The sequence below is a fragment of the Oceanobacillus phoenicis genome (genome assembly GCF_047238145.1).
Lineage (GTDB): Bacteria > Bacillota > Bacilli > Bacillales > Amphibacillaceae > Oceanobacillus.
Genome location: NZ_JBDFME010000002.1, coordinates 203,316 through 227,801 on the forward strand (window position 1 = coordinate 203,316; position 24,486 = coordinate 227,801).

24 protein-coding genes are annotated in these 24,486 nt (G+C 30.2%); 13 read left to right on the forward strand and 11 right to left on the reverse strand.

What is annotated here, in order from left to right; genetic code table 11:
• Positions 1 to 121: 121 nt before the first annotated feature.
• Positions 122 to 3,064 carry a type IV secretory system conjugative DNA transfer family protein gene (locus tag ABC346_RS20855; RefSeq protein ID WP_413236668.1) on the reverse strand — a complete coding sequence of 981 codons (2,943 nt, stop codon included), beginning with the start codon at positions 3,062 to 3,064 and terminating at the stop codon, positions 122 to 124.
• 126 nt (positions 3,065 to 3,190) lie between these two features.
• A complete protein-coding gene (locus tag ABC346_RS20860) occupies positions 3,191 to 4,540 on the reverse strand; it encodes a replication-relaxation family protein (protein WP_317958530.1) in 1,350 nt (449 codons plus the stop codon).
• A gap of 643 nt (positions 4,541 to 5,183) precedes the next feature.
• Between ABC346_RS20860 and ABC346_RS20865 the strand changes: the two genes are divergently transcribed.
• Both ABC346_RS20865 and ABC346_RS20870 read left to right on the forward strand, forming a co-directional pair.
• Positions 5,184 to 6,371 carry a ParM/StbA family protein gene (locus ABC346_RS20865; RefSeq protein WP_317958531.1) on the forward strand — a complete coding sequence of 396 codons (1,188 nt, stop codon included), beginning with the start codon at positions 5,184 to 5,186 and terminating at the stop codon, positions 6,369 to 6,371.
• Positions 6,372 to 6,414: 43 nt separating this feature from the next.
• Entirely contained in the window at positions 6,415 to 6,747 is a 333-nt protein-coding gene (locus ABC346_RS20870) for a hypothetical protein (protein ID WP_317958532.1), read from the forward strand.
• Positions 6,748 to 6,944: 197 nt separating this feature from the next.
• On the opposite strand, the gene ABC346_RS20875 is transcribed toward ABC346_RS20870, so the two are convergent.
• Positions 6,945 to 7,127: a hypothetical protein gene (locus ABC346_RS20875; protein WP_317958533.1), complete on the reverse strand. Its 183-nt coding sequence runs from the start codon at positions 7,125 to 7,127 to the stop codon at positions 6,945 to 6,947.
• An 892-nt stretch (positions 7,128 to 8,019) separates the two neighbouring features.
• Here ABC346_RS20875 and ABC346_RS20880 point away from each other — a divergent pair.
• The 6 genes from ABC346_RS20880 (at position 8,020) to ABC346_RS20905 (ending at position 12,928) form a co-directional block, all read left to right on the forward strand.
• The gene (locus ABC346_RS20880; protein ID WP_317958534.1) at positions 8,020 to 9,021 is read left to right on the forward strand and encodes a hypothetical protein; all 1,002 of its coding nucleotides are present in this window, start codon (positions 8,020 to 8,022) and stop codon (positions 9,019 to 9,021) included.
• A gap of 345 nt (positions 9,022 to 9,366) precedes the next feature.
• On the forward strand, positions 9,367 to 10,242 hold the full coding sequence (locus ABC346_RS20885) for a tyrosine-type recombinase/integrase (protein WP_317958535.1): 876 nt from the start codon (positions 9,367 to 9,369) through the stop codon (positions 10,240 to 10,242).
• A gap of 119 nt (positions 10,243 to 10,361) precedes the next feature.
• Positions 10,362 to 10,970 carry a hypothetical protein gene (locus tag ABC346_RS20890; protein WP_317958536.1) on the forward strand — a complete coding sequence of 203 codons (609 nt, stop codon included), beginning with the start codon at positions 10,362 to 10,364 and terminating at the stop codon, positions 10,968 to 10,970.
• Positions 10,963 to 11,610, forward strand: a complete 648-nt coding sequence (locus tag ABC346_RS20895; RefSeq protein ID WP_317958537.1) for a hypothetical protein — start codon at positions 10,963 to 10,965, stop codon at positions 11,608 to 11,610. Before ABC346_RS20890 ends, ABC346_RS20895 begins: the two co-directional genes overlap by 8 nt.
• Positions 11,611 to 11,624: 14 nt before the next feature.
• Entirely contained in the window at positions 11,625 to 12,497 is an 873-nt protein-coding gene (locus ABC346_RS20900) for a hypothetical protein (protein ID WP_317958538.1), read from the forward strand.
• A 38-nt stretch (positions 12,498 to 12,535) separates the two neighbouring features.
• Positions 12,536 to 12,928, forward strand: coding sequence for a hypothetical protein (locus ABC346_RS20905; protein WP_317958539.1), 393 nt, complete (start codon positions 12,536 to 12,538; stop codon positions 12,926 to 12,928).
• A 198-nt stretch (positions 12,929 to 13,126) separates the two neighbouring features.
• On the opposite strand, the gene ABC346_RS20910 is transcribed toward ABC346_RS20905, so the two are convergent.
• The 7 genes from ABC346_RS20910 to ABC346_RS20940 form a co-directional block, all read right to left on the reverse strand.
• On the reverse strand, positions 13,127 to 13,972 hold the full coding sequence (locus ABC346_RS20910; protein ID WP_413236669.1) for a ThiF family adenylyltransferase: 846 nt from the start codon (positions 13,970 to 13,972) through the stop codon (positions 13,127 to 13,129).
• On the reverse strand, positions 13,972 to 14,940 hold the full coding sequence (locus tag ABC346_RS20915; RefSeq protein WP_317958541.1) for a hypothetical protein: 969 nt from the start codon (positions 14,938 to 14,940) through the stop codon (positions 13,972 to 13,974). The genes ABC346_RS20910 and ABC346_RS20915 overlap by 1 nt, the downstream gene beginning before the upstream one ends.
• A 25-nt stretch (positions 14,941 to 14,965) precedes the next feature.
• Positions 14,966 to 15,634: a hypothetical protein gene (locus ABC346_RS20920; protein ID WP_317958542.1), complete on the reverse strand. Its 669-nt coding sequence runs from the start codon at positions 15,632 to 15,634 to the stop codon at positions 14,966 to 14,968.
• Complete coding sequence (locus tag ABC346_RS20925) at positions 15,606 to 16,157, reverse strand: hypothetical protein (RefSeq protein ID WP_317958543.1); 552 nt, start codon at positions 16,155 to 16,157, stop codon at positions 15,606 to 15,608. The genes ABC346_RS20920 and ABC346_RS20925 overlap by 29 nt, the downstream gene beginning before the upstream one ends.
• Positions 16,158 to 16,176: 19 nt before the next feature.
• Positions 16,177 to 16,515 (reverse strand): hypothetical protein, encoded by a 339-nt coding sequence (locus ABC346_RS20930; protein ID WP_317958544.1) that lies wholly within the window; start codon positions 16,513 to 16,515, stop codon positions 16,177 to 16,179.
• A 73-nt stretch (positions 16,516 to 16,588) separates the two neighbouring features.
• Positions 16,589 to 17,716, reverse strand: a complete 1,128-nt coding sequence (gene dnaN, locus ABC346_RS20935; RefSeq protein WP_317958545.1) for a DNA polymerase III subunit beta — start codon at positions 17,714 to 17,716, stop codon at positions 16,589 to 16,591.
• 90 nt (positions 17,717 to 17,806) lie between these two features.
• Complete coding sequence (locus ABC346_RS20940) at positions 17,807 to 18,796, reverse strand: Rad52/Rad22 family DNA repair protein (RefSeq protein WP_413236670.1); 990 nt, start codon at positions 18,794 to 18,796, stop codon at positions 17,807 to 17,809.
• Between the two features lie 257 nt (positions 18,797 to 19,053).
• On the opposite strand from ABC346_RS20940, the gene ABC346_RS20945 reads away from it, so the two are divergent.
• The 5 genes from ABC346_RS20945 (at position 19,054) to ABC346_RS20965 (ending at position 23,342) form a co-directional block, all read left to right on the forward strand.
• Positions 19,054 to 19,467, forward strand: a complete 414-nt coding sequence (locus tag ABC346_RS20945) for a helix-turn-helix domain-containing protein (protein ID WP_317958547.1) — start codon at positions 19,054 to 19,056, stop codon at positions 19,465 to 19,467.
• A complete protein-coding gene (locus ABC346_RS20950; RefSeq protein ID WP_317958548.1) occupies positions 19,436 to 21,145 on the forward strand; it encodes a hypothetical protein in 1,710 nt (569 codons plus the stop codon). The genes ABC346_RS20945 and ABC346_RS20950 overlap by 32 nt, the downstream gene beginning before the upstream one ends.
• 171 nt (positions 21,146 to 21,316) lie before the next feature.
• Positions 21,317 to 21,580, forward strand: coding sequence for a hypothetical protein (locus ABC346_RS20955; RefSeq protein ID WP_317958549.1), 264 nt, complete (start codon positions 21,317 to 21,319; stop codon positions 21,578 to 21,580).
• A gap of 160 nt (positions 21,581 to 21,740) precedes the next feature.
• Entirely contained in the window at positions 21,741 to 22,046 is a 306-nt protein-coding gene (locus ABC346_RS20960) for a DUF4258 domain-containing protein (protein WP_317958550.1), read from the forward strand.
• Positions 22,047 to 22,073: 27 nt separating this feature from the next.
• Complete coding sequence (locus ABC346_RS20965; protein ID WP_413236671.1) at positions 22,074 to 23,342, forward strand: DUF3854 domain-containing protein; 1,269 nt, start codon at positions 22,074 to 22,076, stop codon at positions 23,340 to 23,342.
• Positions 23,343 to 23,426: 84 nt separating this feature from the next.
• Here ABC346_RS20965 and ABC346_RS20970 read toward each other — a convergent pair whose 3' ends face one another.
• On the reverse strand, positions 23,427 to 24,140 hold the full coding sequence (locus tag ABC346_RS20970) for a hypothetical protein (RefSeq protein WP_317958553.1): 714 nt from the start codon (positions 24,138 to 24,140) through the stop codon (positions 23,427 to 23,429).
• Positions 24,141 to 24,486: the final 346 nt, after the last annotated feature.

Genomic DNA, 24,486 nt, shown 5'->3' on the forward strand with positions numbered 1-24,486 from the left:
AATAGACGCGAATTATAATTCACGTACTTCTGTTAGAGTGTTCCTCTATCTACATATTTTTTTAGTTAACTATTATAATACATAATATTTATAAAAATACAAGTCTAAATTTATGCACCTATTAATCTTCATCTGCATCAAATATTCCAAAATCACTCATGAAATCACTCTGATTTTGCATGATCTCCCTTTCTTTTTCGTTCTTACTATGCCTGGTATGTTGTTGATTCTTGTAATTCATAGACAATCTCTTCTGTTCCTCATGAAAAGCACGTTCTTTTCCTAATCTATCTATTTCTTGCTGTTTTCTAAACTGTTCTTCACTTTCGTCCTTATTTACTAAGTTTTCAAGTTGTTTTGTTTGAAGTTCAGTATCATCAACTTCTGTTTTTGTAGTTGAATTCTCAGGTTCAGTAGAACTTAAATTAGTTTCATTTCCTGTTAATTGTTCTGAATCTTCTCCTGAGAAAGTATCTTTTAGTTCCTTTATAAACAAATTTGCTTCACTGTCATTACTAACAACTGTTGGAAATTGGACGATATTATCAACTTCCTCATCAATACCCTCTTCATCATAATCAGTAGGATATCTTTTAATCGTAATATCTTTAGGAACTTCAGTTATTTTTTTGTTCTCCCTATCTAATGAAATATCTTCTTCTATTTCTTCTATAGGATCTTCAAGGTAATGTTGTGAAGTAAGGTCTAATTGCCGATTTCTTTCATTCAACCAAAAAGTACCAGATTCTTCTTCTACCAGTTCAATAGCTGTTTCAAATTCGTCTTTATTTACAAAGTTTGCGTCAATTTGTACAACAGGAATTGGTCGATTATTTTTTACTATTTTCACTGCTGCCTGAAACTCTTTTTGGAATATAATATCACTAGGAGTCATTATAACATCCTTAGTTCGTGTGTAATTGCTACCTGTACGTAATGTCGGATCATCCTGTAAGGGAGAGATTTCTTGTTCTTGTGTACCCTCATCATAACGTTCTTCTTCTCCAAAAATTTGACTGAACAATTGTGCATCAAACTGAGGTATATCACCGTATACCATTTTATGTCTTAATGTACCAAGTAGCGTATGCATATAAGTTGTTCCATACTTATCAGCTAATTGAGTGATGGTCTGAGCAACAACCGTAACAATTGCTTTATATTTACGACTTTGAGCTGGAAACTCCTTGAAGGGTCGATAGACATAGTCTGGAAATTCGTCTACTATAATATGATGAAAAGTTGATATATTTGGTGGTCTACGAAATACTCCATTCTGCAAGTTTAACAGAACTAATTTTCCAAGAACATTAGATAACTCTCCAAGTTCTCCTTTTGCTGTATTTACAAGTAATACCCCACCATACTTCAAGTGTTTATCCATATTGAACTTGGAATGACCAAATAAAACACGACGAAGTAACTTATTAGAACCAATATCATTAAGAATGTTGCGTAACCCTTGTACATATTCAGCTTTCGCATCGTAATATTCTTCTTCTCCTCGATACTTACCAGTACGAACTTTAACGGGCTCACCACTTCTAGATGTACGAGGTAATAAACTATTATCAAACCATTCATCAATCTGTTGTATAATTTTCCAATGATTTCTTTCATCTCTATTCTCAATAGAATCAATATCGGTTTCTGGAAAAGTATCCTTTAATTGAATGTGCATCTGTCTAACTAATTGTGCATTGTTATACATATCCAGTAATAGGTCAAAGGTGGCATTATCGTCCTCTGTTTCTCCTTTATGCATCTTTAATAAATAAATATAATGCTTTAAATGGTTTCTCTCTGATTGCTGGAAAAAGAAGTTGCCTTGTCCACCTTCTGCTAATCCTTCGATCACCATTGCAAAAGCTTCAGCAACTTTATCAACGGGTCCACGCATAACATTAATGCTAGGTGTTTCTGGATTTGTCGGGTCAATATAAAACACTGTTTCTTCTGGAATACCATGGGACTTTACTAAGCGATATGCTTTTTGGCATAAATCGTTAGAAGGTTCAATAATAGATAAGCCATTCAGATACATTCCTTGTACTTCCTCTGTATTATAATCGTCTCTTTTATGGACACTAGGAAAATGATTAATAAAGCGAGTCATCCAATGCAAATCTTGATTAATTATTGGTAGTACTAAAGCTGCGGTTTTACCTGTTCCAATGCTACCGACAATAATATTATTTAGGGTTCTATCATTTCCTGGTTGTACGACCATTTCCTTAGTCTTAGAATTTGGGCCAAGAACGACATCTGGATAATGTAATTCATTACCTCTAATGTCAGTTATATCTGTACGGTGAATTTTTTTCTGTAACCATTGATTACTAAACTCATATTCTACAAATGCATTATTAAAAGAGTCTTTATATTTTCCATACTCTACCCATAGTAAGACCAATACGAACATGACCATAACAAATGGAATAAACATAAATAGTCGAAGCAAATTAGTAGGGTTTCCTACCAAAATTAATGCAAGTGGTGAATTTAGATCAACGGTCACAATATGCTGTAAAAAGTATGGTATAACATGTAAATATACTGAGGAGGTTACATACCATACAAAATAAGAACCAATACCTAATAATACATTTACAAAAACGAATGTACGTAGATATACTTTTTCTTTTTGCATTACTTTTATTATTTTGTAGCTTTGAATAGGTTTGAATAACCATAAGAATTTCTTCATACCAATAGATTTCTTACCAATTCTTAAATCTAAGCATTCTTTAATTAATGACTCGTCTACCTTTGTAAAAATAAGCCACATAGTGATTATAGAAATACTATATAAAACTAATTCTATAAAAGAAGGATACAAAGGATTACCAAATGGTTTAAACATTGGAATATTAGGTAAAAATATACCAATCATAAGCATTAAATAATTAGATATGTTTCTTATAGTCCATAAAAAATTAATGATCATCCAAATGCACATAAGGAGATAAACATTCTTTATGCTCCATTTAGGTTTGCCTCTTATAACATCTTCCTTTGTTATATTTGTTTTAGATTTATCTAGCATAATTTCATTAGCACTCATCTCTCACTTCCCTCTCACAAAAAAATCCCCAACGAATAAGCGAACGAATTCGCTAAGTACCGTTAGGGATTAATCCTATAATTATTTAATTGTTAAGACTTATTTTACAAAACAACTATCTATTTATCAATATTGATTTAATATATAGCTTACTTTTTTGGTACCATTCAAGTTAATGAATTGGTTGAAAATCATCTTTCTCTGACCTTTTAAAGAAGAATAGTTTGTTAATAATACAGATTTGTCGAATTTATAACTGTAAGGATCAATCATAGATTCCTCATCTTCATAAATTAAAACTAAACGAGTAACACTAGACTTAAAGACTCGGTCTTTTAAGTTTTGATAAAATCCAATGACTTTATTAAAACTATTAATATCCCCTTCATCCGCTATAATAACCCCAAGCCGCTCTTGGAAAACTCCTTCTTTGTTACATACTTCAAATATTTGGTCGGCAAAGGTGTCTTTATTTACCTCTTTCATATATATATCTTCATCAGCAACACTCTGTATTTGATATTCCATAACAGTTTCTAAATAATTTGTAAAAGTATCCAAAATATCAGTTTTTTCAATTTCAAGGATTTCCCTTCTAACAATATGGTGCATACGATTGCGGTAGGCAATTTTAAATTTCAGATTAGTAGGGAGTCTCTTATCTGAATCTAAAAATTGTTTCTTAAGATTTCCGATTCGTCTTTTTTTTGGATTATTCTTATCCCCTGATTGATGAAATTCATCATCCAAAACTGAAAACAAGACTAAATGATTTTCTTTTGGGTGTTCTGCTGCTCGCTTGATATAAGAATTAATTTTACCATTGATTATATCAATACTTTCAGTTCCTGTATCAAACTCTATATATACCATAGTGTATTCATTGGATTTTTCATTGTAGTAGCGGAGTAACCAATCGGACTTTCCATAATTTGATTCATCTGTTTTATTATTATAGCTGGACGGACGTACTGTATCGAAAAATAAATCGTACTCTTTCAATTTAGTAAAAAGTTCGATAGCAACATCGTGTTGACCAACTGAATGTATATGGTTTGTTATCTTGTTATAGTCAGCGATATCTTCGTCTAGTATTTCTTCAGGAAGAAAATCTTTTATCACAAGTATGTGTACCCCTTCTTTTCCGATACTATAGATATTATTGTAACCCAATGGTACGTTTCGCTTAGAAGGATTATATATGTTTATAACATCTTTCTCACACCACCTTAAAAGTTTCTTTCGCAATGCTTCCTTTTTAATTTTTTTAGGGTTATGTGCATTGTGAAGATGAAGTAGTTGAGTTGTAGTTAATGTTTTATGGATGGTTAATACCTTTAAAATTTCTAACTCGAATAAAGTAACTTTAATATATAATTTCGGATAGTTTGGTAGGTATACCTGTTGTTTTTCTTTAAAGTATTCATTATCCGATAAAGATGGGTGTGCAAAGTTCACTAAATGAAATTGTTCCATAAATTCCCTCCATATACTTTTTATAGTAGTTGTAGGATTATAGTATTACAAAACATGATTTAAGGCAATAAAAAAGAACAAATATACCTAAAAAATTACCGTAGTAAAACACATTTTTAAAGAAAATACTGATATTTATTTTATAAATAAAGAATTGTTTGTAGAGTACTTAGTTACGTTTTTATACAGAACATAAAGTATTGATTTTATAGTATTTTCTATGGGTCTGGGAGAGACAAAGGGTAGAGACGTAAATTTGTGTCTCTACCCCCTAATTATTTTTACGTCTCTACCTTATGTCCTCCCCTATGTATTTTTTTCGATTCTATCTAATGTCTATTTTTAATCAATTGGTATATTTGATCTGAAAATAAAGAGAACAATTACGTCTGTAATTAGAATAACTTATAGAAAATTACCTTACCTAAGTTTCTCTATAAAACTTATATACAATGAATAAACAATGACTTATTATTAAAAAGTACATTTGTATATACTTTAAAACTTGAATTATATCCAAACAATGGTATAGTTGGTAATATATTAATAGATAATCAATGGATAATTATTGTTTTGGTAATAAGTAATTATTGATTAATAGAAATACAATAATGAAATCTTATACTTAAAAGGAGATGGAATGATGAAATTTATCGTAGCAAATGACAATGGTAATTCAGAACATAAACTAGCTGTGAATGGTCAGACTTATCATCAACCTAACGTTTATGCATTGTATAACAATAGACCATCAGAGGACTTAAAAACGCTCGATATAGTAATGGATGAGTTATTGGATAATATTGTAGTGACAATAGACTCTAAAGCAATATCATCTAACGCTAGAACATATGTAATAGGTTCAAGAGCATTGGAAATAGCTTCTGGTAATGCACTTCAAAATATGAACATTAAAAGATCAAAGAAACATGAAGAAATTTTACCGATAGTAAATACACTAGGATATCTTTCAGCTCTTGCAACAAAAAGACAATTTGAATCAAACGGAACACTTAAAGAAGGCGAAACAATAGAATTGAATGTTACTATGACTACAGCTTTACCAGCTACTGCACATGATGAAAATACAAGTAATCAATTTCGAGAGAAATTTACAGAACACTATCATGAAGTAAAAGTTCATTATAATAATTCCCATGCAACTGTTAAGATAAAATTTGATGAAGTTAAGGTGTTAGTTGAGGGAGTTCCGGCTTTATTTAACATAATAGAAGACGGAAATGGTGGATATCGCGATGATGATATATTTGATGAATTTAAAAAGGAATATAAGAAAAACAAGATTGATGGGTCCTATTTTTCAGACAAGCGTTTATTACATGTAGATATTGGTGATGGCACAACGGAATTAACTTTTACTAAAGGCTACAAAAATGACAAAGGAAAATCATTTGGTGAAGATTTTGGATTAGGTATTGCTTTAGAAGATGCACTTAGTACCTTTAAAAAAGAGATGGAAGCATATGACTTGAAAGTAAAGCGTCAAGACTTATCAGCATACCTTCGCAATAGAAATAGTGACTTTTATGATTTAGCAGTGGCCTGTATCCAAGAACCCTTAGAGCAGCTTGCTGAACGTTTATTTAATTCTATTTCAGACAGAGCATCAGAATTAAAACTTGGCTTCGATGTAATAGTGATTTATGGTGGTGCATCCATTATTCTAAAAGAAACATTGCAGCCTTTGCTTATAGAGAAATATTCACCAATTAAAAAAGAAATACTATGGATACCAGAAAAGTATGCGACTGATATGAACATGGAAGGTATGCAAATCTATAACGACATTACTTATTCTGAAAAAGTCTAATTTTGGAATGAATAATCGTACTACTGTTAAAGAAGGTGATTAAATGAGCGTAGATAATAAATCAACAAAAGTACAAATTCAAATTGGAAAAACGGCATCGTTAGATTTGCAAGAATGGGTAGATAATCAAACCCTGCCTATCAGTAAAGCAGCTAAAGAAGCATTAGAACAATTTGTGAGAGCTTATGGTACTGGAGATATACGTTCAGCTGAAACAAGAAATGCAATGTCTAATCAAACGAGAGTTATTTCACAACCTGCTGCTAAAAAAGATAATTTCGATGAAGAGGAGAATAGTTATATAGATTCTTCGTATTCTTCTAAAGAAGTTTCGAAACCTAGAAAGAAGATAACAAAAAGAGACATAGATATTTAAACAATTATAAAGAAGAGCCTTCTTAGCTAAAATCTAGTTTAGAAGGCTCTTCTTAATATATAAATAGATTGTCAGTTGAATCTATCATTCTTAAATATTGAATTTATGAAACATATATATAACAGATTCTCCCTTTTAATACATAAGAGAGCGTCTATCCCCTACTTATTATTTAACAAACCTATGATAACTGGTCCTCATATATCACTAATAGCTTGAGTTAACGGTATACCATTATAGCAGCATGTTAATCCACCAGGACCTGTTGCAAAACCTAGAGCAAAACATAATCCATAACAAGATACTGTAAATAATAGCCCTTCTGCCTGGTTCACAGGGATGTGGACGATACTTGTATTTACCCCATCTTCTGCAAACACCTTAATTAATATCCTCTATAACAATTTGATTTTTCATCCTTTAAATTATTGAACTAATCTGATGAATATAAGATATCTTTCGTTTCATTCTGAACTTTTCCCTTTCTGTAGTCAGCAAATCAGCATTGTCATTTATTAACGCTAACAAGTAAAAATCAAAAAAAATGTGAAAAATGCGATATTTAATTCCTGTATCAATGGGAATATCGTTATTATTAATCATGTATTTGCATGGTGCTGCAATAACTACTCCCCTATTTGGAGGAATTCGTGCTCTGTTAGGTGATCAATTATTGTATTCTTATTAAGAAAGCAAGAAAGATAGTTTAGAGACACAATATCTCTCCCCTACCCCCTGTAAGAAATGTTTTTTAATTTAATTAAAATCTATCAAAAATCAATCAATGGATAATCATTAATAAAGCAATGAACAATTATTCTTTATATCAAACATATAAAACAATCAATTATTTATCAATAGATAAACAATTAATATAGAATACTTTTATATATATTTTTAATTAAATTCTTATTTAACAATAATATATGATTGAATAATCAATGGATGTTAATTGTATTTATTCATTTAAAATAGAAATAATTGCGCTGTAGTTTGATGGACAAGTAATAGCGGTAAGGTTGTTGTGATGTCGTTTTCGTCCGTGGACAACCTAATAATCACGTTTATGTAAATTAATTTACGTGTCCGTTCACTATGAAGGACGCGACTACGATAGTTGGTTTGTGTGATTGTTACCTGTCCGCAGCGATATATTTCTATAGCTGTCTCTTGTCCGTATATTTGCAGCGTTATTGTTATAATAGACTTTCTATTGTATAATACATTTAAATAATAAATGATCTCCATTTTCATTAGATTGGAGGAAAACAAATGATTGATAAGGAAGATTTAAAAGAGATATATTTAAAAGAATTTAATCATGATCCAGTTTATAGACTTGTTGTTGATAGTAAACTAGAAGGGTATCTTTATCCTGAAAGTTTATTATCTATAGAACTTGAAAAGACTTATAGCACGATAGAAGTAGGGAGAATGATCGGTAGGAAAGATTCTACAATTAGAAATTACTTCAATACTGAATTAGTAGACTATATTATTCCAGAGAAAGTAGGGAACCTATATCGTCTAAACTATATTAACGTTTTAAAAATTCATATGATATCTTTACTGTATGAAAAAGGTGGTAAAAATAAGTCTCAAATAGCTTATGAACTTGGGATGAAAGGGTCCGTTAAAATCGGAAAAGAAGATGTATCATCTCCTAATTTAATGCTACAAAATAAAGAATTAGAGAAAATAAAACAATATTTGTCATTAGAGAGAATCAAAAACAATTGGTTGGCTGAAAGTAATGAATTGCAACAGATAAGAAGTTTAAAACAAGAAAAACAATTAGAATATAATACCCTTGAAATTAAGAAAGATAGATTACTTGAATTGGACCAACAACGTGAAAACGAAGAAAGATACATCAAAGCAATTACAGATGCTTTACAGACTGTATCAGAAAAAGAACAAAAGAACAGATTATTATTGGAAGAATCGAATAAGAAGAAGGGTTTTCTAAGTATTTTTACTCGTAAGAGTAATAATGAACAACAAGAAGATATTACTTCTTCAAATCATGAAATTGAATTGTTAAAAAAAGAATCTGTAGAAACAAAAGAACAAAAGGAAAAAAGAGATAATGATATTAAAAATATAGATAAACAACTTGTCCAAATCTACGATGATATAAAACAATTAACAACAAATATTAATAAACTTGAGGATAGCATCCAGGAAAAAAAACTATACTTTGAAAAAATGGAGCACCACTTGATCGATGGTTATCAAAATGATAAGAGAGGGGAGTTAGAAGATGGTTTTTGATAGTCCTAAAAGTAAATATGAAAATAAGATTAACATAATAAAATTAATGTTATTAAATTTATTGGGGATAGCGACAACGATTATAGGTTTTATTTTGTTAATACAATAAAAAAAAGGATTCTTTCTCAATTTAGAAAGAATCCTTTTTTTTGCTCCAACCTTAAAATAAATTAGCGTAATTTTATACGTTAATTTATTTTAAGGTTGGAAGATTACAGCTACTAAAAATTAGCTTAACCAGCTACCTTGATAAGTCAATTATAAATGGATAGTAATTGTCTATTATCAATAAATTTTATATAATTTTTATTGAAGAGGAAATTACTATATTGGAGATGGTTAAGCTTGCCTTTCGGATATAAAAAATACTTAGTTGAAAAGGGTAAGAGTATACGGACAGTTGATGACTACATTTCATTGATTGAACAATTTATTGCTCACTTAGACTATGTATATAAAAAAGACCCTTTAGAAGTATTTGAGATCCAAAATAAACACATACGTATTTTTTTGGATAAAAAGAGATATATAGATAAAATTGAATTATCTACATTAAATAAAAATATAACCATATTAAAGAGTTTTTTCAACTACCTATGGAAAACTCAACAAATTCCAGTAGATCCTGCAAGTAAATTAGAGCATGCTAAATATAGTATTAACAAACCAATTTCATTGCGATATGAAATGTTATTGGAGATATTACCATCAATAATAACTAATAATTACTATACAGAACTTAAAAAAATCATATTTATTTTTGTAATGCACGGCTTTCGAATTCAGGACTTTCAAATATTAAAAAAAGATGTGATTGACAATGGGGATAGTATTTTGATATTTCCTAAATACCACGAAGCCATTGAATTATATGGTCAAGAGTTGGATATCTTTATAAAAGTTTTTAATGATGCTTTATTCCATGAATCTGATTATGTATTTGTTACTAAAAGACATGACGACAAAAAGTTAGTTCCAATAGAAATTATGGGTATTCATAAACATTTAAAAGAGATCCAAGAAGATTATCGAATTCCTACTAAACTAAACACTAATACAATTAGACATTCCTATGCTTATTATCTTTATCATGAAAAAGATTTTACATTTGAAAATATAGCTACAATCTTTGGAATAGAAAACTCCAGTGCAGCACTTTTAGTAAAAGAAAGTGAAAGAAGAATTGAAAAAGGCTCAGAAACACTTGAAATAAACAATTAAATAGTAGTAAAATATATATAAAATTCATAGTCAAGGGCACAAAACCCAAATAGTAATTAGCTGTGTGAGCTATTGCTATTTGGGTTTTCTTTTTGGAAAGGGGGGGAGATATTCTGATTATGGACTATAAACCTTTAAAGAATCTTATTCTCGCTTCACTTTTGAGTAGGGGAGAGGTATTTAAAAAAAAGGGGGATTCAACTAAACAGTTAATTGTTCCATTAATTTACGAGAACCGATACTTCCTTGCTGATTATTTGAAGGAATTTGAATTACAACATTATGTAAAAATAGATTCAGAATCAAATGAAATGACGATTTATTTAACAGTAGAGTATATTGATTTGGTGGATCATTGGCATGATAATTCGGAGAAGATTTTCAAGAAAAATTTCTTGAAATCAACTGATATACAAGCGATAATACTATGTCTTAATCTTTTCGGAGTACGACAGGTTGAAGGAATCGCTTTTTCAACAACTATAAAACAAGCTTATTTATTCACTCTTTCTTATACATTAAAGAGCTTATTAAATGTAAATGTTATCTTTTCTAAAAATCAACTTAAAATAACAGATGTATCTAAGTTACTTTTAGAAGTTATAGGAAAAACATCCTCAAAGAATAGTTCCTATATTGCTGCTTATCTTAATAGTAAAGAAAAAGAAAAACTTATTGAATCAACAAATATTATTCAATCTAAGTTAGGTGAAGATACTTATGTTTAGAAAAAAAATACTCTATATACTAATATTATTTTCCGTTTTTTTAGCTGCTTGTAGTAATAATGTTGTTGATGAAGCTAAGAAAATAAGAGAAGAAGGCCAAAATGTTGAAAAAACAGAAACTCTACAAGAAGATCAACAACCAGAATATAATGTACAAGAAGGCAGCACTGTTCATGAAGTAAAAGAGAATATAGATGAACAAAGAGAAGAAAAAGAAACTGTTGAATTGGAAGAAATAGAAGGAAAAGAGAGTTTCAAGAATAAAGAAGAATTTGCACAATATGTTGCCAGGATTCTATATGATTTTGAAAGCAAGGCAATAAGTCCTGAGATATATTACAATTTTTTGATGTCCCATGGTTCGAGAGTTTTTCTAAAGGATTTTGATGATACAAATAAAGAAGATATTATATTGGGGTATGAGGATCTGCAAAAATTAATTAATAAGGTTGATACGCATTATAACGGTTATAAAATTTCTGAATTAACTCTTGATGAACCTGAAATATATGCTTATTTTTATCGCTCTGTTGAAACCGAAGGAGGTATGACAAACTATATTACAACTATAGTTAAAGAAGGAGATACGTGGAAGTTTGATAACGATGAACTATCATCGGGCTATATAGAACAACAATAGAGAGGAGATTATTAATGATACTAGAAGAAAGAAAGTTGCAAAAGAATGTACAAGACAGGTTAAATGTACTACTAGAGAGGGATACTAGGTTTCAATCAGAAATACAGTACCTTCAAGTATTTTATTTAAAAAAATTCCAAAACATAATTGATGTAGAACATAAAGAAAGATTTAACAACTGGTTACAAAAAGCAATTATAGAGCAATTTCACAATGGATTTTTAATGGTTGAACAATATTATAATGATGAAAATGCATATATAGATGATGTTCTTTTCAAACAGCCAGAAGGAATGTTTACAGAAAATATCCCTCCAATATTAAGAGAAATGATACAGCCTTTAATAGAGCAGGGTATCACTTTTGATGAACTTATTGTTACAAAAACGACTCACGAATTAATCATGTGGTCGATGGAATACTATGAGGATATTCGTTCTCCATTAAAACAAATGAGTTTTGATTTATCATGTTTTGGAGCTAGACAAGCACTAAGAGATAAAGGGAATTCTTTAGGTTATGAACGTATTCGTTTAGAAACTGAAGAAAGAAAACTTGGAAACATAGGTGACCTACAGTTTGTAAATCCACAAATGTATTTAACTATTAATCATGCATCAGAAAATCTGGAATTTTGGGATATACATTATTGGTCGACTAATTTAAGAAACATACAAAAAATTGGACAGGCAATTGTCATAACTGAACCTGAGTATCTAGTTACAAAAACTAAGATATCTTACCACTTGCAAATACTTTCCTCAATCCATCGTGATGAAATTGATCAAGTGGCAAACTCACATATGGCTAAACTTCTAAATTATGCTGAACCCTTTGAAATTGAATACAACTTAACACTTGTCAATGCTTTCCTAAAACAAGAGTGAAGAATAGCCAATAAAAGATTTGAGAAAGGTGTGCATACATGTATAAAGATATTATAGAGTTAATAAAATCCAATAATAATATAATTATTTACGATAAAACCGAAAATAATTACTCTTCTATGCTTATACAATTAATGTTAACGAACTTTAGTATTACAAATGTGACCATTATTGATACAACTAATGAAATAAATTTTATAAAACAAAATTTTAAGACAGATTCCACAATTAATCTACTAGGATATGATTCAGAAAATAATATCATTGATCTAATAAATCAAGCTAAACTAAATCAAAGTAATTATATAGTTGTTAAGCACATAAGTGGAAATAAGATGAAACAAAATTTGTTTAACTATGCTGTTTGTGTCTATGAGAAGGGAATTTATGATATTAGAAATCTCGCTTATCGTCAAAGTGTTATTAATTAGTTATGAAAATTAGCAATAAGCTAGGAATTATTGTTCTTATCTAATATCAATAGTAAAGTCTATGAAAAATTAAAAATCCGCTTATTAGTCCATTGTAGTGAACTATAACATTAATAATATGATGTTTTACGCATTTTGGAATAGTATTTAGCTCATAAAAAAAGACCTCACCTATTTTTATAGGAAAGGTCTTTTAAATTATTGTGTTACTTCTATACTCTTCATATAACCTTTCTTTGCATGAAAGAAAGTCATACGGTTACTAATTGTTGCACTCTGGAAAATCTCGTTAAGATAGGTTGCAACCGACATAGCAGCCATACGATTAGTTAATAATCGTTGTGGATCAGTAGCAACAATGTTAGAACATGCAACTTGAGAAGGCGCAATTTCATCATCATCCTTTAATATATCTGGGAAAACTTCAGCTATAGGTGGCAATATTGTCTTATTACTTAACTTGACGCCACATACAACTTGACCATCCCAACCACTTTCATCATATTCCTTTTTTTCTTTTTCTGACCATTCCTGCATTGGTCTTTGACCGTAATCAAAAGGAACTTTAGCAGAATCATTACCTACATCCAAATAGATACACTTATTTGTCCACTCAAAGAACTGATGCAAAACTCTTCTAGTATAGTTATTATCAACGCATCCGATAATAACTGGAATAAATAAATAACCACCTATGTTTGGCAAGTGATTATTATAAAAGAGGTTTTTGAGAACTTCTAAATCCTCAACATAGTCCTCAGAATAGCTAGAAATTGGTATGTTATATGCAGCACTATATCTTTTTGCTAATACATTTGCTTTCTTTTTACCAATATCACTTTTGACAAAAAGTTGGTTTTTTAAATTTTTCTCTTCAATAACATCTGGATCTGCGATCATAAAGTGACCATTAATATTAAAAATGGACAGCATTTGGGAAATCATCTGAGTTACATATCCTCCCGTACCGCCAGTACCAACTTGAACTATATAAGGGAATAACCCTTTTTGGCCATAACTTTCTTTGTTAATCAACTCAATCATTACTGAACGACCTCCACAACACTTAAATCATAATTATGAGATACAGTAGAGAAGGGACTCTCAAAAATTGACCATGGATTCAATTGAATATGTTTCCCTTTTTGTATGTCAAAAGTTCGGACTGTTAAATTTGGGAAAAATTCATTTATATTACCAATAATCGCATAAAAAATTGGTGCTCTTTCACTTTCATCATCTTGTGAAGAAGGGAAAGGGGGCATAACATGGTGTGAATGTATTTCCATACACTTAACATGCCTATTGCCAGAAAACTTCTCTACAGTCTCATATGGCTCTTCTGTAACTTCTACCCAATATGGATGAGCATTTTGTTTTGGAATATCCATAATAAATTCTCCGGTATCAATATTTAAATAGATATCAGCATGTACCTCCGTTTGATCGTTGTCTGAAAACATCTTAGCAATAGCTATAAAATCTCTAAGTAAATTAAAAGGTATTTTTAGATTAGAACGAGGAAAAGAGTCCGTATTGGACTCTTTCTCATCATAAAATGGATTTCCTTTTTTCTTCGCTTTTAAGATAATGGATACCATGTTTTGTTTTTTCACATAAACTAGCTCTGCTCCAGCTGACATTACTGGATAATCCTTATTCAAGCGTTTCTTTACATCATTCTCTTGAATTTTTTTATACTCTATCTCTCCATCTTTATTTTTCTTAGGTAAACCATGCTCTAATTCTTCCGTAGAAAAGTAATCATTAATATCTATGGTTTCCGTATAAAAATAAATAACAGTCTCACTATTAACTTCAAATTCTACTTTAGGTTTATTAGGCGCAGAAGTCGCTGAAGAATTTTCATTACTTTGCTTCATCTTTTTAGCTAATTCTGACTGTTTTTTCAACCGTTCTTCTTCTTTTCTCTTCTTCCTTTGTTCATATTCATCCTCAATTCCAAATAAAGAAAAGATATCTGTTTGTTTTAAGTCATTGTTATTAGTCATAATGTTTTCCTCCAATATAATTATATTATTTATTTCCTAAAAAGAAGTATTCATTAAATGATTTTTTAGTTGGAAATAAGAGTTCATCATGAAATGGTTTCTCATGAAATTCTTTAAATAATTCCTCCAACGTTTTCCCCTTTAATGTCATTGCTCCATAGTCACTTCCAAAAGGTGCACTAAAAAATAAAAAATGCATTTTCTCCAGTTGATTTAATCTGTCGATCTTAGGAAATGTATTTGTTCCCATACAAACATCACCAGAATCATGATGGACATTTGAATATGGGAAATAATAAATATCTGTTTCCTCATTGATAGAGTCCGATTCTTTAATAGCAACAATCTTTAAACCTCGTATCTCACCTTGATGAACTCTATAATTTAAGATTAATCTAGGGAACCCAATTACCATTTGCTTATCCATATAGGATATCGACCATTGCCTTTTTGGTAATTCGATAAATACTTCGTCATCACCTGAGTCAGATGTTATGAACTTTATGCAATTCTTCGGTAAAAAAGGTGTCTCATGAGATCTACCTTCAATAGAGGCATTAGAAAGGGCATTTATAACATCATTTAAAGCCATTTTGTACTCTCCTAATACGACTCCATTTGCTTGGGTTTGTTTTATATCTACATAATCAGTAAAATTACGCAATTTATCCGTTAGGGTTATCTGAAATTCCATTACTTATCTCACTCTCCAAAGTTTGGTGTAATTTCTCCACTTCTTCATAGACTTTAATTAGTTCTAAAGCTATCTCAAATAATTGGCCTGGAAACCATACTAGAACACAAAGCTCTTTTGTTTTCTCTGAAACAATTATTTCAGCTTCCGTATAAGAGAAAGATTGATGATTTTTAATAATCTCCACTAGTTTTGGAACATACTTACTTATAAACAAATCATCTATCTTAGAGTAGCTGATAAACAAAGCGTATTCCGGCATACCATCGGTTAATATCTCTGCATAATTACTCTCACTTTGTAATTCTTCGTTATCTAGTAGTAAACAATCATCAAATAATGATTTTAAACAACTATGTAATATATCAACTGAGTTATCCATGGAGTAACCATATAAGTCTACAAAATAATCATTAATTCCTAACTTAGTAACATCCACACCTTTGTCATAAAATGCTTTCAACATTACTAAATTAGATGTAGAATGTACATACGATTCTCTTTCATAAATATCCATTTCCATGTATATTTTCCTCCTGTAGCTAGATAAATATTTCTTCCTCATCAAACTCATAGATTTTACTGTTAGATTTGCTAAGACTATACATTACTTCATCCATACTTTTATAAATAATAAATGGACTCAGTGGATCAACGTAAAAATTTTCATCATCTATATCTACTAATGCGATACCTTCCATCAATTCCATAACTCTAATCACATCTTCAACGGAAAATACATCAAAGTTTATTTCATCAATATAATTATGATTATAGATGTGGCTTACGACGTTTGCTTGACCAGTTAAATCACATATTTTTCTATTATTAAGATTATATTTTTCAATATTATCTTTGAACATTGAAATATCGAATTGCATATAATGGCCTCCTAAAAAAAAGAGGGTAGGGGAGTAGTGCACGCTCTATACATCCCTCTATCCTCTATGTTTTTTATATTGTCCTAATGGGTAATATTAGTTGAAGATTAGATTCATCTTCTGTCGGAGTTATGACAAATGGCCGACTATTACCATTGAAGTTAAGTAATACTTCATCCTGGGATATAGCTTTTAAACCATCCATAGCATAAGCTGCCGAAAAAGATAGAATGATATCATCACCTTCAAAATCCAACATAACTAACTCCTCTTTAAGATTTCCTATTTCTGCTGTGTTACTGCTTATTTCAGCCATTAGACCTCCATTTACAGAAAACTTGATAACTCCTTTTTCCTTTGATAACAACGAAGCTCTTTCAATTGTATCTAATATCTCTTTTTTAGAAGCTCTTATCTTAGTTGTTGATGAATCCGGTATTAAACGACTTACATCAGGAAAATTCCCCTCTAATATACGGGAATAAAGGTAAGTTTCGTTAGCAATAAACAAAACCTGATTATTTCCAAAACATACTTTAACCGGAGTATTAGTTCCATCTAAAATCTTATTTAACTCTAATAATGATCTACCAGGTACAGTAATACTTTCTAATTCAGATACTTCAGATACCTGGATTATACGTTGACTTAAACGATGACTATCGGTTGCAATGAATTTCAAACTGTTATTTGCAGATTGAATATTAACACCATTTAAAATAGGTCTGGTTTCAGTGTTTGCAACAGAAATGACCGTTTCTTTAATTACATCTTTTAATTCATTAGATGGTATATCAAATGATGTTTCATCCGACACATTTGGAAGTTTAGGATACTCAGTACTGTCTAAACCGTTTAAATTGAACTTTGATTTCCCGGATTTAACAAAGATGTGATTTTCAGCGTCTACACTAATCGATACCGATTTACTTGGGAGCTTTTTAATAATGTCGTTAAATATTTTTGCTTGAACAACGATACTTCCCACTTCTATATCATTAATAATTGTTTCATCATTTAAAACCTTTGGTATGAGTGTTTTTATTGAAATATCACCATTAGACCCTATTAAGGTGATTCCATCATCCGCTACAGATATATAGATTCCGTTTAAAATAGGGATAAACTTTGATAATGAAGCAACCCCTACAACTTTGTTCATACTTGTAACCAATACCTCTTTTTTAATCTCAAATTTCATAACAAACTTCCTCCTAATAAATTTTAATTTAAAAAAGCATAAAAAAGGGAAACTTATCATTCCCTAATTCATGCTTTTAACCTCAATAATTTAACTAGCTTCTCTTTGCTGATATGTCTCTAAAGCTAGTTTTTCTATTTGCTTTAATTGTTCAGTCTTAACCTGGAAGAAACAACTAAATAAACTAGTAATCTTTGTCTCTACTACATAGGTTTGCACAATCTTTACAAACTCTTCCTCTGTAAAATTAAGTTTCTTTTGAATCATACTTAATTGATAAACTGGTTTTATAGCTAAATAATACTGTTTTAATTCATCAATAGTTGAATTTCTGACGTAATTTATTCCTTCAAAATCAGATTTATTCGCTTTATTAAATATTCTAACCACAAAGTCTGGTTGTTTATTTAATCCAATTTCCATTTCAAATTTATTAATGTATTCCTTTAGATCTTTTAAACTAATATCATCATTACCACCAACTTGGGTTGTTTGATTTCTTTGTTGTTGTTTTCCATTTTTATTACCTTTTGCTTGTTGTTGCGGCTTTTTTTGTTGTTCTCCGTTATCTACTCTTGCCCATTGAGGTAATTGAGGTGTATACCAATAACCTTTTATTCCGTGTCTCTTGTCATTATGGTATTTCATATTGTTTTCTTTTCTTTCTTGATGAAGTTCAACCATCATCTCATTAACTTTATATAGATATCTTCCTATACCCCATTGTACTGCAGCTCTTTTTGATGCATTACTTATTCCACCCTTAGTGGATTCAAAATCTGTTGGGTCAGCACCGTCCCATTTTGTAAGTGTTTTTCCATTAGAAAAGTGAATTTTGATACCACACAAAATACCGTTGTGCATCTCTTTAAATTCATTTTCCCAATTTCCGATACCAACAACCTCATCTAAACGAATCATTATTGCTCGAGATTGAACGTATGGAGTTACAAAGACGTAACATTTTCCGCTATTTTTTGCTTGAATTGTTCGCAAAACACGCCACTCAACTTCGTCCGCTTTAAAGGGTTCTGATAGTTTCTTTTGAATTTCCTCCACACTTAACATTTCTTCTGACATAACAAAACATCCTCCTAATATTTTTTCACCCAATTATTTATTTTAGGCAACACAAAAAAGCGCCCCTTGGATTAATTTAGACATACGAATAGTATGTTTCCATTTAGTCCAAAGACCGCTTTAATTAGATCACTTTAAAATAAGTGTTAGCCTACTAACCTAAAAAGGCTAGATAAAAATTAAATAAAAAAGTGTACAACTAAATTATAACTGATAATATTAGTCATAACAATAAAAAAAGAATTTTTTATCAATTCATGTACTTAATATCTATATTTTTAAAAGTGAGCTATGCTATAATTAAGCTAATCAAATACAAAAAGTGTAATCCACTGGCAGAAATCTCTACAGGAGAGAGGTCTGTTGGTGGTTTTTTTATTTCTGATAGGATAGGTGATAAAGTGGATAATAATTTTATTCTTAATGGGATTACAAAATTAGAAGATATCAATACCGTTAATAACAATTTAGAAAAGTTATTAATCCTAAGAAAACGTTTAAATTATAAACAATATGAAATGGCAAGATTATTAAATGTTTCTTATAGTTATTACGGACAAGTAGAAAGCGGTAAATTCCCTTTAACCAATTTAATGGTAAAACGAATTAATGATTTTTTAAGTAAGGAGAAACGTAACTATGGAGAAGATATTTTTAGCGAGTACCGATAATATTTTCGTACATAATACCTCTAAAGATATACAGAGTTCGATTCCAAATTATAAAGATAAAAACGTATCTGTTATAAAGGATAAAGAACAATTATTACGATTTCTGCAGCAAGATGAATTTGATTTGTTGATTATAGATAACACGCTAATTACGGAAGATGAAATTAAAAATACGAATCCTAATGGTAGAGTATGGCTAATTGACCCAAATCTATCTTCAAAAACAGTAAATGGTCAATTCTGTATATGGAATTCTAGTAAAGATTATAAACAAGATTTATTCAGGCTAGGAATGTCTAATCCCATGAAAAATAGTAAAAAAGTTTCTCTGGATGAAAATTCTTCCCATGTTCAAGAAGTAGATAGATTGGAAACTAAACAGATGGAGGGCATTTTAAAGGAAGAATTAAATAATGATTCTGCTGATCAAACAAAAGAAAAATATAAACAATCAATAAATAAAAATAGTCAAAGAGAGATTAGCAGCCTATCTGACAACCAAAAGGAAATACTAGCTAGCCAAGGAAAAGACATCGAAGACAAAAAGAGTGAGAATGAAAAAAAGATGCCAGATCCAGATGCAACAATAATATCAATTGCACCTCCTTATCCTAATGAAATATCGGAGTCTGTACAAACAAGATTAATAGAAGCCAAGAAAATGCAATTAAAACTACAACCTGAAATGGAGGAGAAAGAAAAACGTATTGTCGATTTAGAACCATATGTAAATGAATACTTCCATTTAGTATCGTATCGAGAGTTTATAAAACAAATGGACAAACGTTTATTAGCAACATTAAAAATGAAAGATTATATCAATATGAATCAATCAAGAAGTAATAAATCTATTGGAGTATGGTCCCCAAACCGACAAATAGGTGTCACTACGTTTGTAATGAATTTTGCATTTTATATTGGGCAGCAAAAAAGGTTACCTATTTCTGTGATGGAAGCTTTGAGAGAAGATCCGATTATGTTTAAAGAGCTTGAAAGAATAGCACCAAAGAAACATGTATTTCCTAAAAAATGGTATTCATATGTCACATATGTGAATACATGTAAAGATATAGACGAACCACAATCAGATTTATTAGCATCATCTGTAATTGATTTTAAAGGAGTGTATTGGTTTCCGTTAGGGAAAGGAAATGTAGACTATAAAAATTCTGTTATTGATGATATTCCTTATTATATTTTTGTATCTAATCCACAAGATGTTGTCATTGTTGATTTACCAAATGGAGAGTTGAAAAAAGATACAAGAGAAACACTAAAGCATTTAAATGAACTTTGGATTTTGATGGACGGTTCAACTGATATGATTTTTGGTTATAAAGACTATATAAAGAAGATGAAACTAGATAACCCTCATTTATCCATATACATTATTTTTCAAAATTACTTTCCTATTGTTGCAGAGAAATTAATTAGAGATACGTTTGATTATCCTGTTTTAGCAACATTACCAGATTTGAATAATGAAGTAAGGAAAAATAAATATGAACACATGTCTGTAATGGATAACCCAAATATTGAATCATTATTAAGTAATTCATTTCACGATATTGGTGTACATGTATACCAAGAGACATATAACAAGAGTCAATTAAATCGACCTGATGGTAGTCACACTATTACAAAAATGCTTGAAAAATTAAGGAACCTTTTCGTATAATGGAAATGTATCTTATTTCATTTCTGTTTTAGACTAGCCTTTTTAGGTTGGCCGGTAACTTTTTAAAAGTAAAACGTCTTTGGACGTATGTAAACACTATTCGTGTGTCTTCATATTGTCTAAAGGCGTTTTTTTGTTGCCTTCTTTTTTAAAATAAGGAGGTAATGCCTAATGGAAATATTCATGAAAATAATATTTACAATTCTAGTTGGGGTAATAATAGGTTCTTATAAATCTTTAATGAAAAATGATTTTTACCTAGATTTACCTTCATTAGAAAGAGGAGACAGCAATAAGATTACCAGAATTTATATAGGGAGTCTTATTACCTATACCGTTTTCTATTCTTGCTGTTCAGCCATGTTTATTTTTGGGGGATCGCAAACAGTTGAAATGGTATCAAGTTTTACAGCAGAGATAGATTTTAAACAGTAAATTGGAGGTTTTAAGAATGAGAAATATACATGGCAACAAGTACTGGAGAGATAAGATACTCTATTGAAGGGATTAAGAACTGCTTTAATGTGGTTCTTAGGCTCTTTTTGTTTACTTTGTATAAATTATATCAATCTATTAAAACGGAGGAGAAAATGCAATGACAAAAAGATCAAGAATAAAACATATCAAAAAATGTTTATTATTAAAGAAGATACTTATATCAATTCATTCTAAAGAGAGAATGTCACAAAGAGGATATAGTAGTTGTGATATTATTCGAGCAGTATTAAACGGAAGAATAATAGAAGTACAATCAAGAGGATATACTAAAAAATTTGTAATAGAAGGAAAAGATTATTCCGATAATCCAATAGTTATAGTTCTTTCTGAAAAGAAAGATGGGTATTGCCTTGTAACTGCTATGCCCCCAACCGATAAAAATAGATTTTCAGAATGTATTTAAAGATATTAATTGGGAGGATGTTTGCTGATGAAAGATTATCGTTCTACAAGAATACCAAACTTTTTTGAATTTATTCGTATTGCTTGCCCAATATGTGGCCATACTGGAGGATGTATGGTTAACAGTGAAGGTGACAGAGTTGCTTGTATTCGCATTGAAAGTGATAGAGCTTTTAGTAAAAACTCTGCATTACCTTCGTGGTTGCATTTTTTGAGAAGAAATAAACAACAGAAAATAGAATATCAAGACATAGAGGAAATGGGTAACAAAAAACTATCTGACGAAGAATTAAATGAAATTTATTCAAACATGTTGGACTATATGGAATTAACAGAAGAACATTATTCTCACTTAACATCACCAAGTAGAGGATTAAATGAAGAACAAATAATAACTCGAGCATACATGTCTTTTCCTAATTCACCTTGGTCACTGGCAAGAACAATTCAAAACGACTTAGGAATTGATTCATTTGCAGGTGTACCCGGTTTCTATGAAGCTGAAGGTAAAAAGGGGTCAATATATTGGTCGATTTCTGGTCAAAAAGGAATATTATTACCATATCGAAATGTAAGAAATGAAATAACCGGTTTTCAATATAGGTTAGATAATCCACCTCCCATTGCGAAAGTAAAGCAACTAAGTGGAATTCATGGTTTGAAAGCAAGAAATGATGGTTCACACGTTACTGTTATTCACCAAAATGTAATTGTGTTTGAACAAGAGATGATGATTGGGGAGACGAAGCAAGTAGAGGATTTAAATGGAAAATTATTAGGTTTTGTAACCCTAAAAAAGGGAACTCGTTATTTTTGGTTATCTTCTGCCAAGAAAAAAAACGGTACTGGATCTGGTTCTCCAAACCCAGTTCATGTTTCTATTCCGTCTAATCAATTAAGAACATGGAAACCAGGACAGGGTATAAAAAGAAAAATAGTATGGCTGACTGAAGGTCCATTAAAAGCTGATATTTCTTCGGATATGATCCACCAGCTTTATTCACCTGAACAAATTGCTTTATATGGAGATACATTTATCGCAATTCCAGGTGTTAACTCTTGGCAAACCGTTATTCCTGTATTAGAGGAATTAGGGGTGGAAGAAATAAATTTAGCTTTTGATAGGGATTTCTCTTCAAATAAATACGTCATGAATTCATTAAAAGAATTCATGGGTCATGCTAAAAAGTTAGGTTATCACATCAATATGGTAAGCTGGGGGAAAGAAGATGGTAAGGGAATTGATGACTTATTTGTTTCTCAAAGAAAAATTCCTACTATCACACCAATATTTTAATGTTTTATAATAAAAAAATGGAAGATATAATAATATGAACTGCCCGCTATTTTGTAAAAGATTAGCGGGCAGTTTTTGTTGGTACTAATATTCGTAAGTTGATGGGTCTTCTTTATATTTTTTTAATTCGTTAGTACCGTCGTAAAACTTAACAAATTTCTGTTCTAAATAGCCATTTTTGAATGTATCTTTATTTTCTCTTTCGTAAATAGTTGCTACTGTTCTAAAGTCATTTATAGCATTTTCCAGATCAAATAATTTTAAAATTGTTTCCTCTTCTACTACATCTTTCATTTTAAGAACCTTATTTAAAGTGCTGCCTATTTTGGAGCTTACATACTGTGCGGCATCACTCCATTTGTCAAAACCCAATTCTCTAATTATAATTGGCTTATTTTTCTCATCAAAATTTTTATCTGGAGGGACTGGATACCCATTTAATTCATTTTCTTCTACATCTTTTTTTAGATTAACTGGCAAGTTCTGCAATTGTTTAGAAATATTGTCTGCTTCAGTATTAATACTACTAGAATGGTGACGTATGGAATAGGTTAAACCATTACAAATTTCCCACAAATCACTTAATTCTCTATCTATTACGGTTTCATACCTTTTCTTTGTTGAAATATAGGGGTAATAATTATGTACAAGGTAAAACAGAAAAGCAGCAATATAAGATAATGATAATCCCTGCAACAACATTCCATAATAATTAAACCAATTGATATGTACTAGTAGAAGTGGATGTATTACTAGATATAATACACATACTACAGATATCCATATAAGTTTATTCAATGTATTCACCTCAATTCTTCTAACATATATATTTTGTTGTACTTAAGTAAATTTAACTATAACCAAAAAATTAAAAGTACAATCAAAATATTTAAGTTTAACAGTTTTCCTAGTAAATAAATTAATAGTTGCAATTCCTTAAATAATAACATAAAATAAGTTTATAAATTGTTGGCTAACAACAGATAATTTTAATTTTGTAGTTTATAAGAATATAAATTTAATAGATTAGGGAGACGCCCTGAAAGATATGTGAAAGAACAACTATGTTTGTTCTTCTATTCACTATTTTTCAGGGCGTTTTTTATTTGCCTTTTCTATAACTACAGTGAAGGAGGTGAAAAAA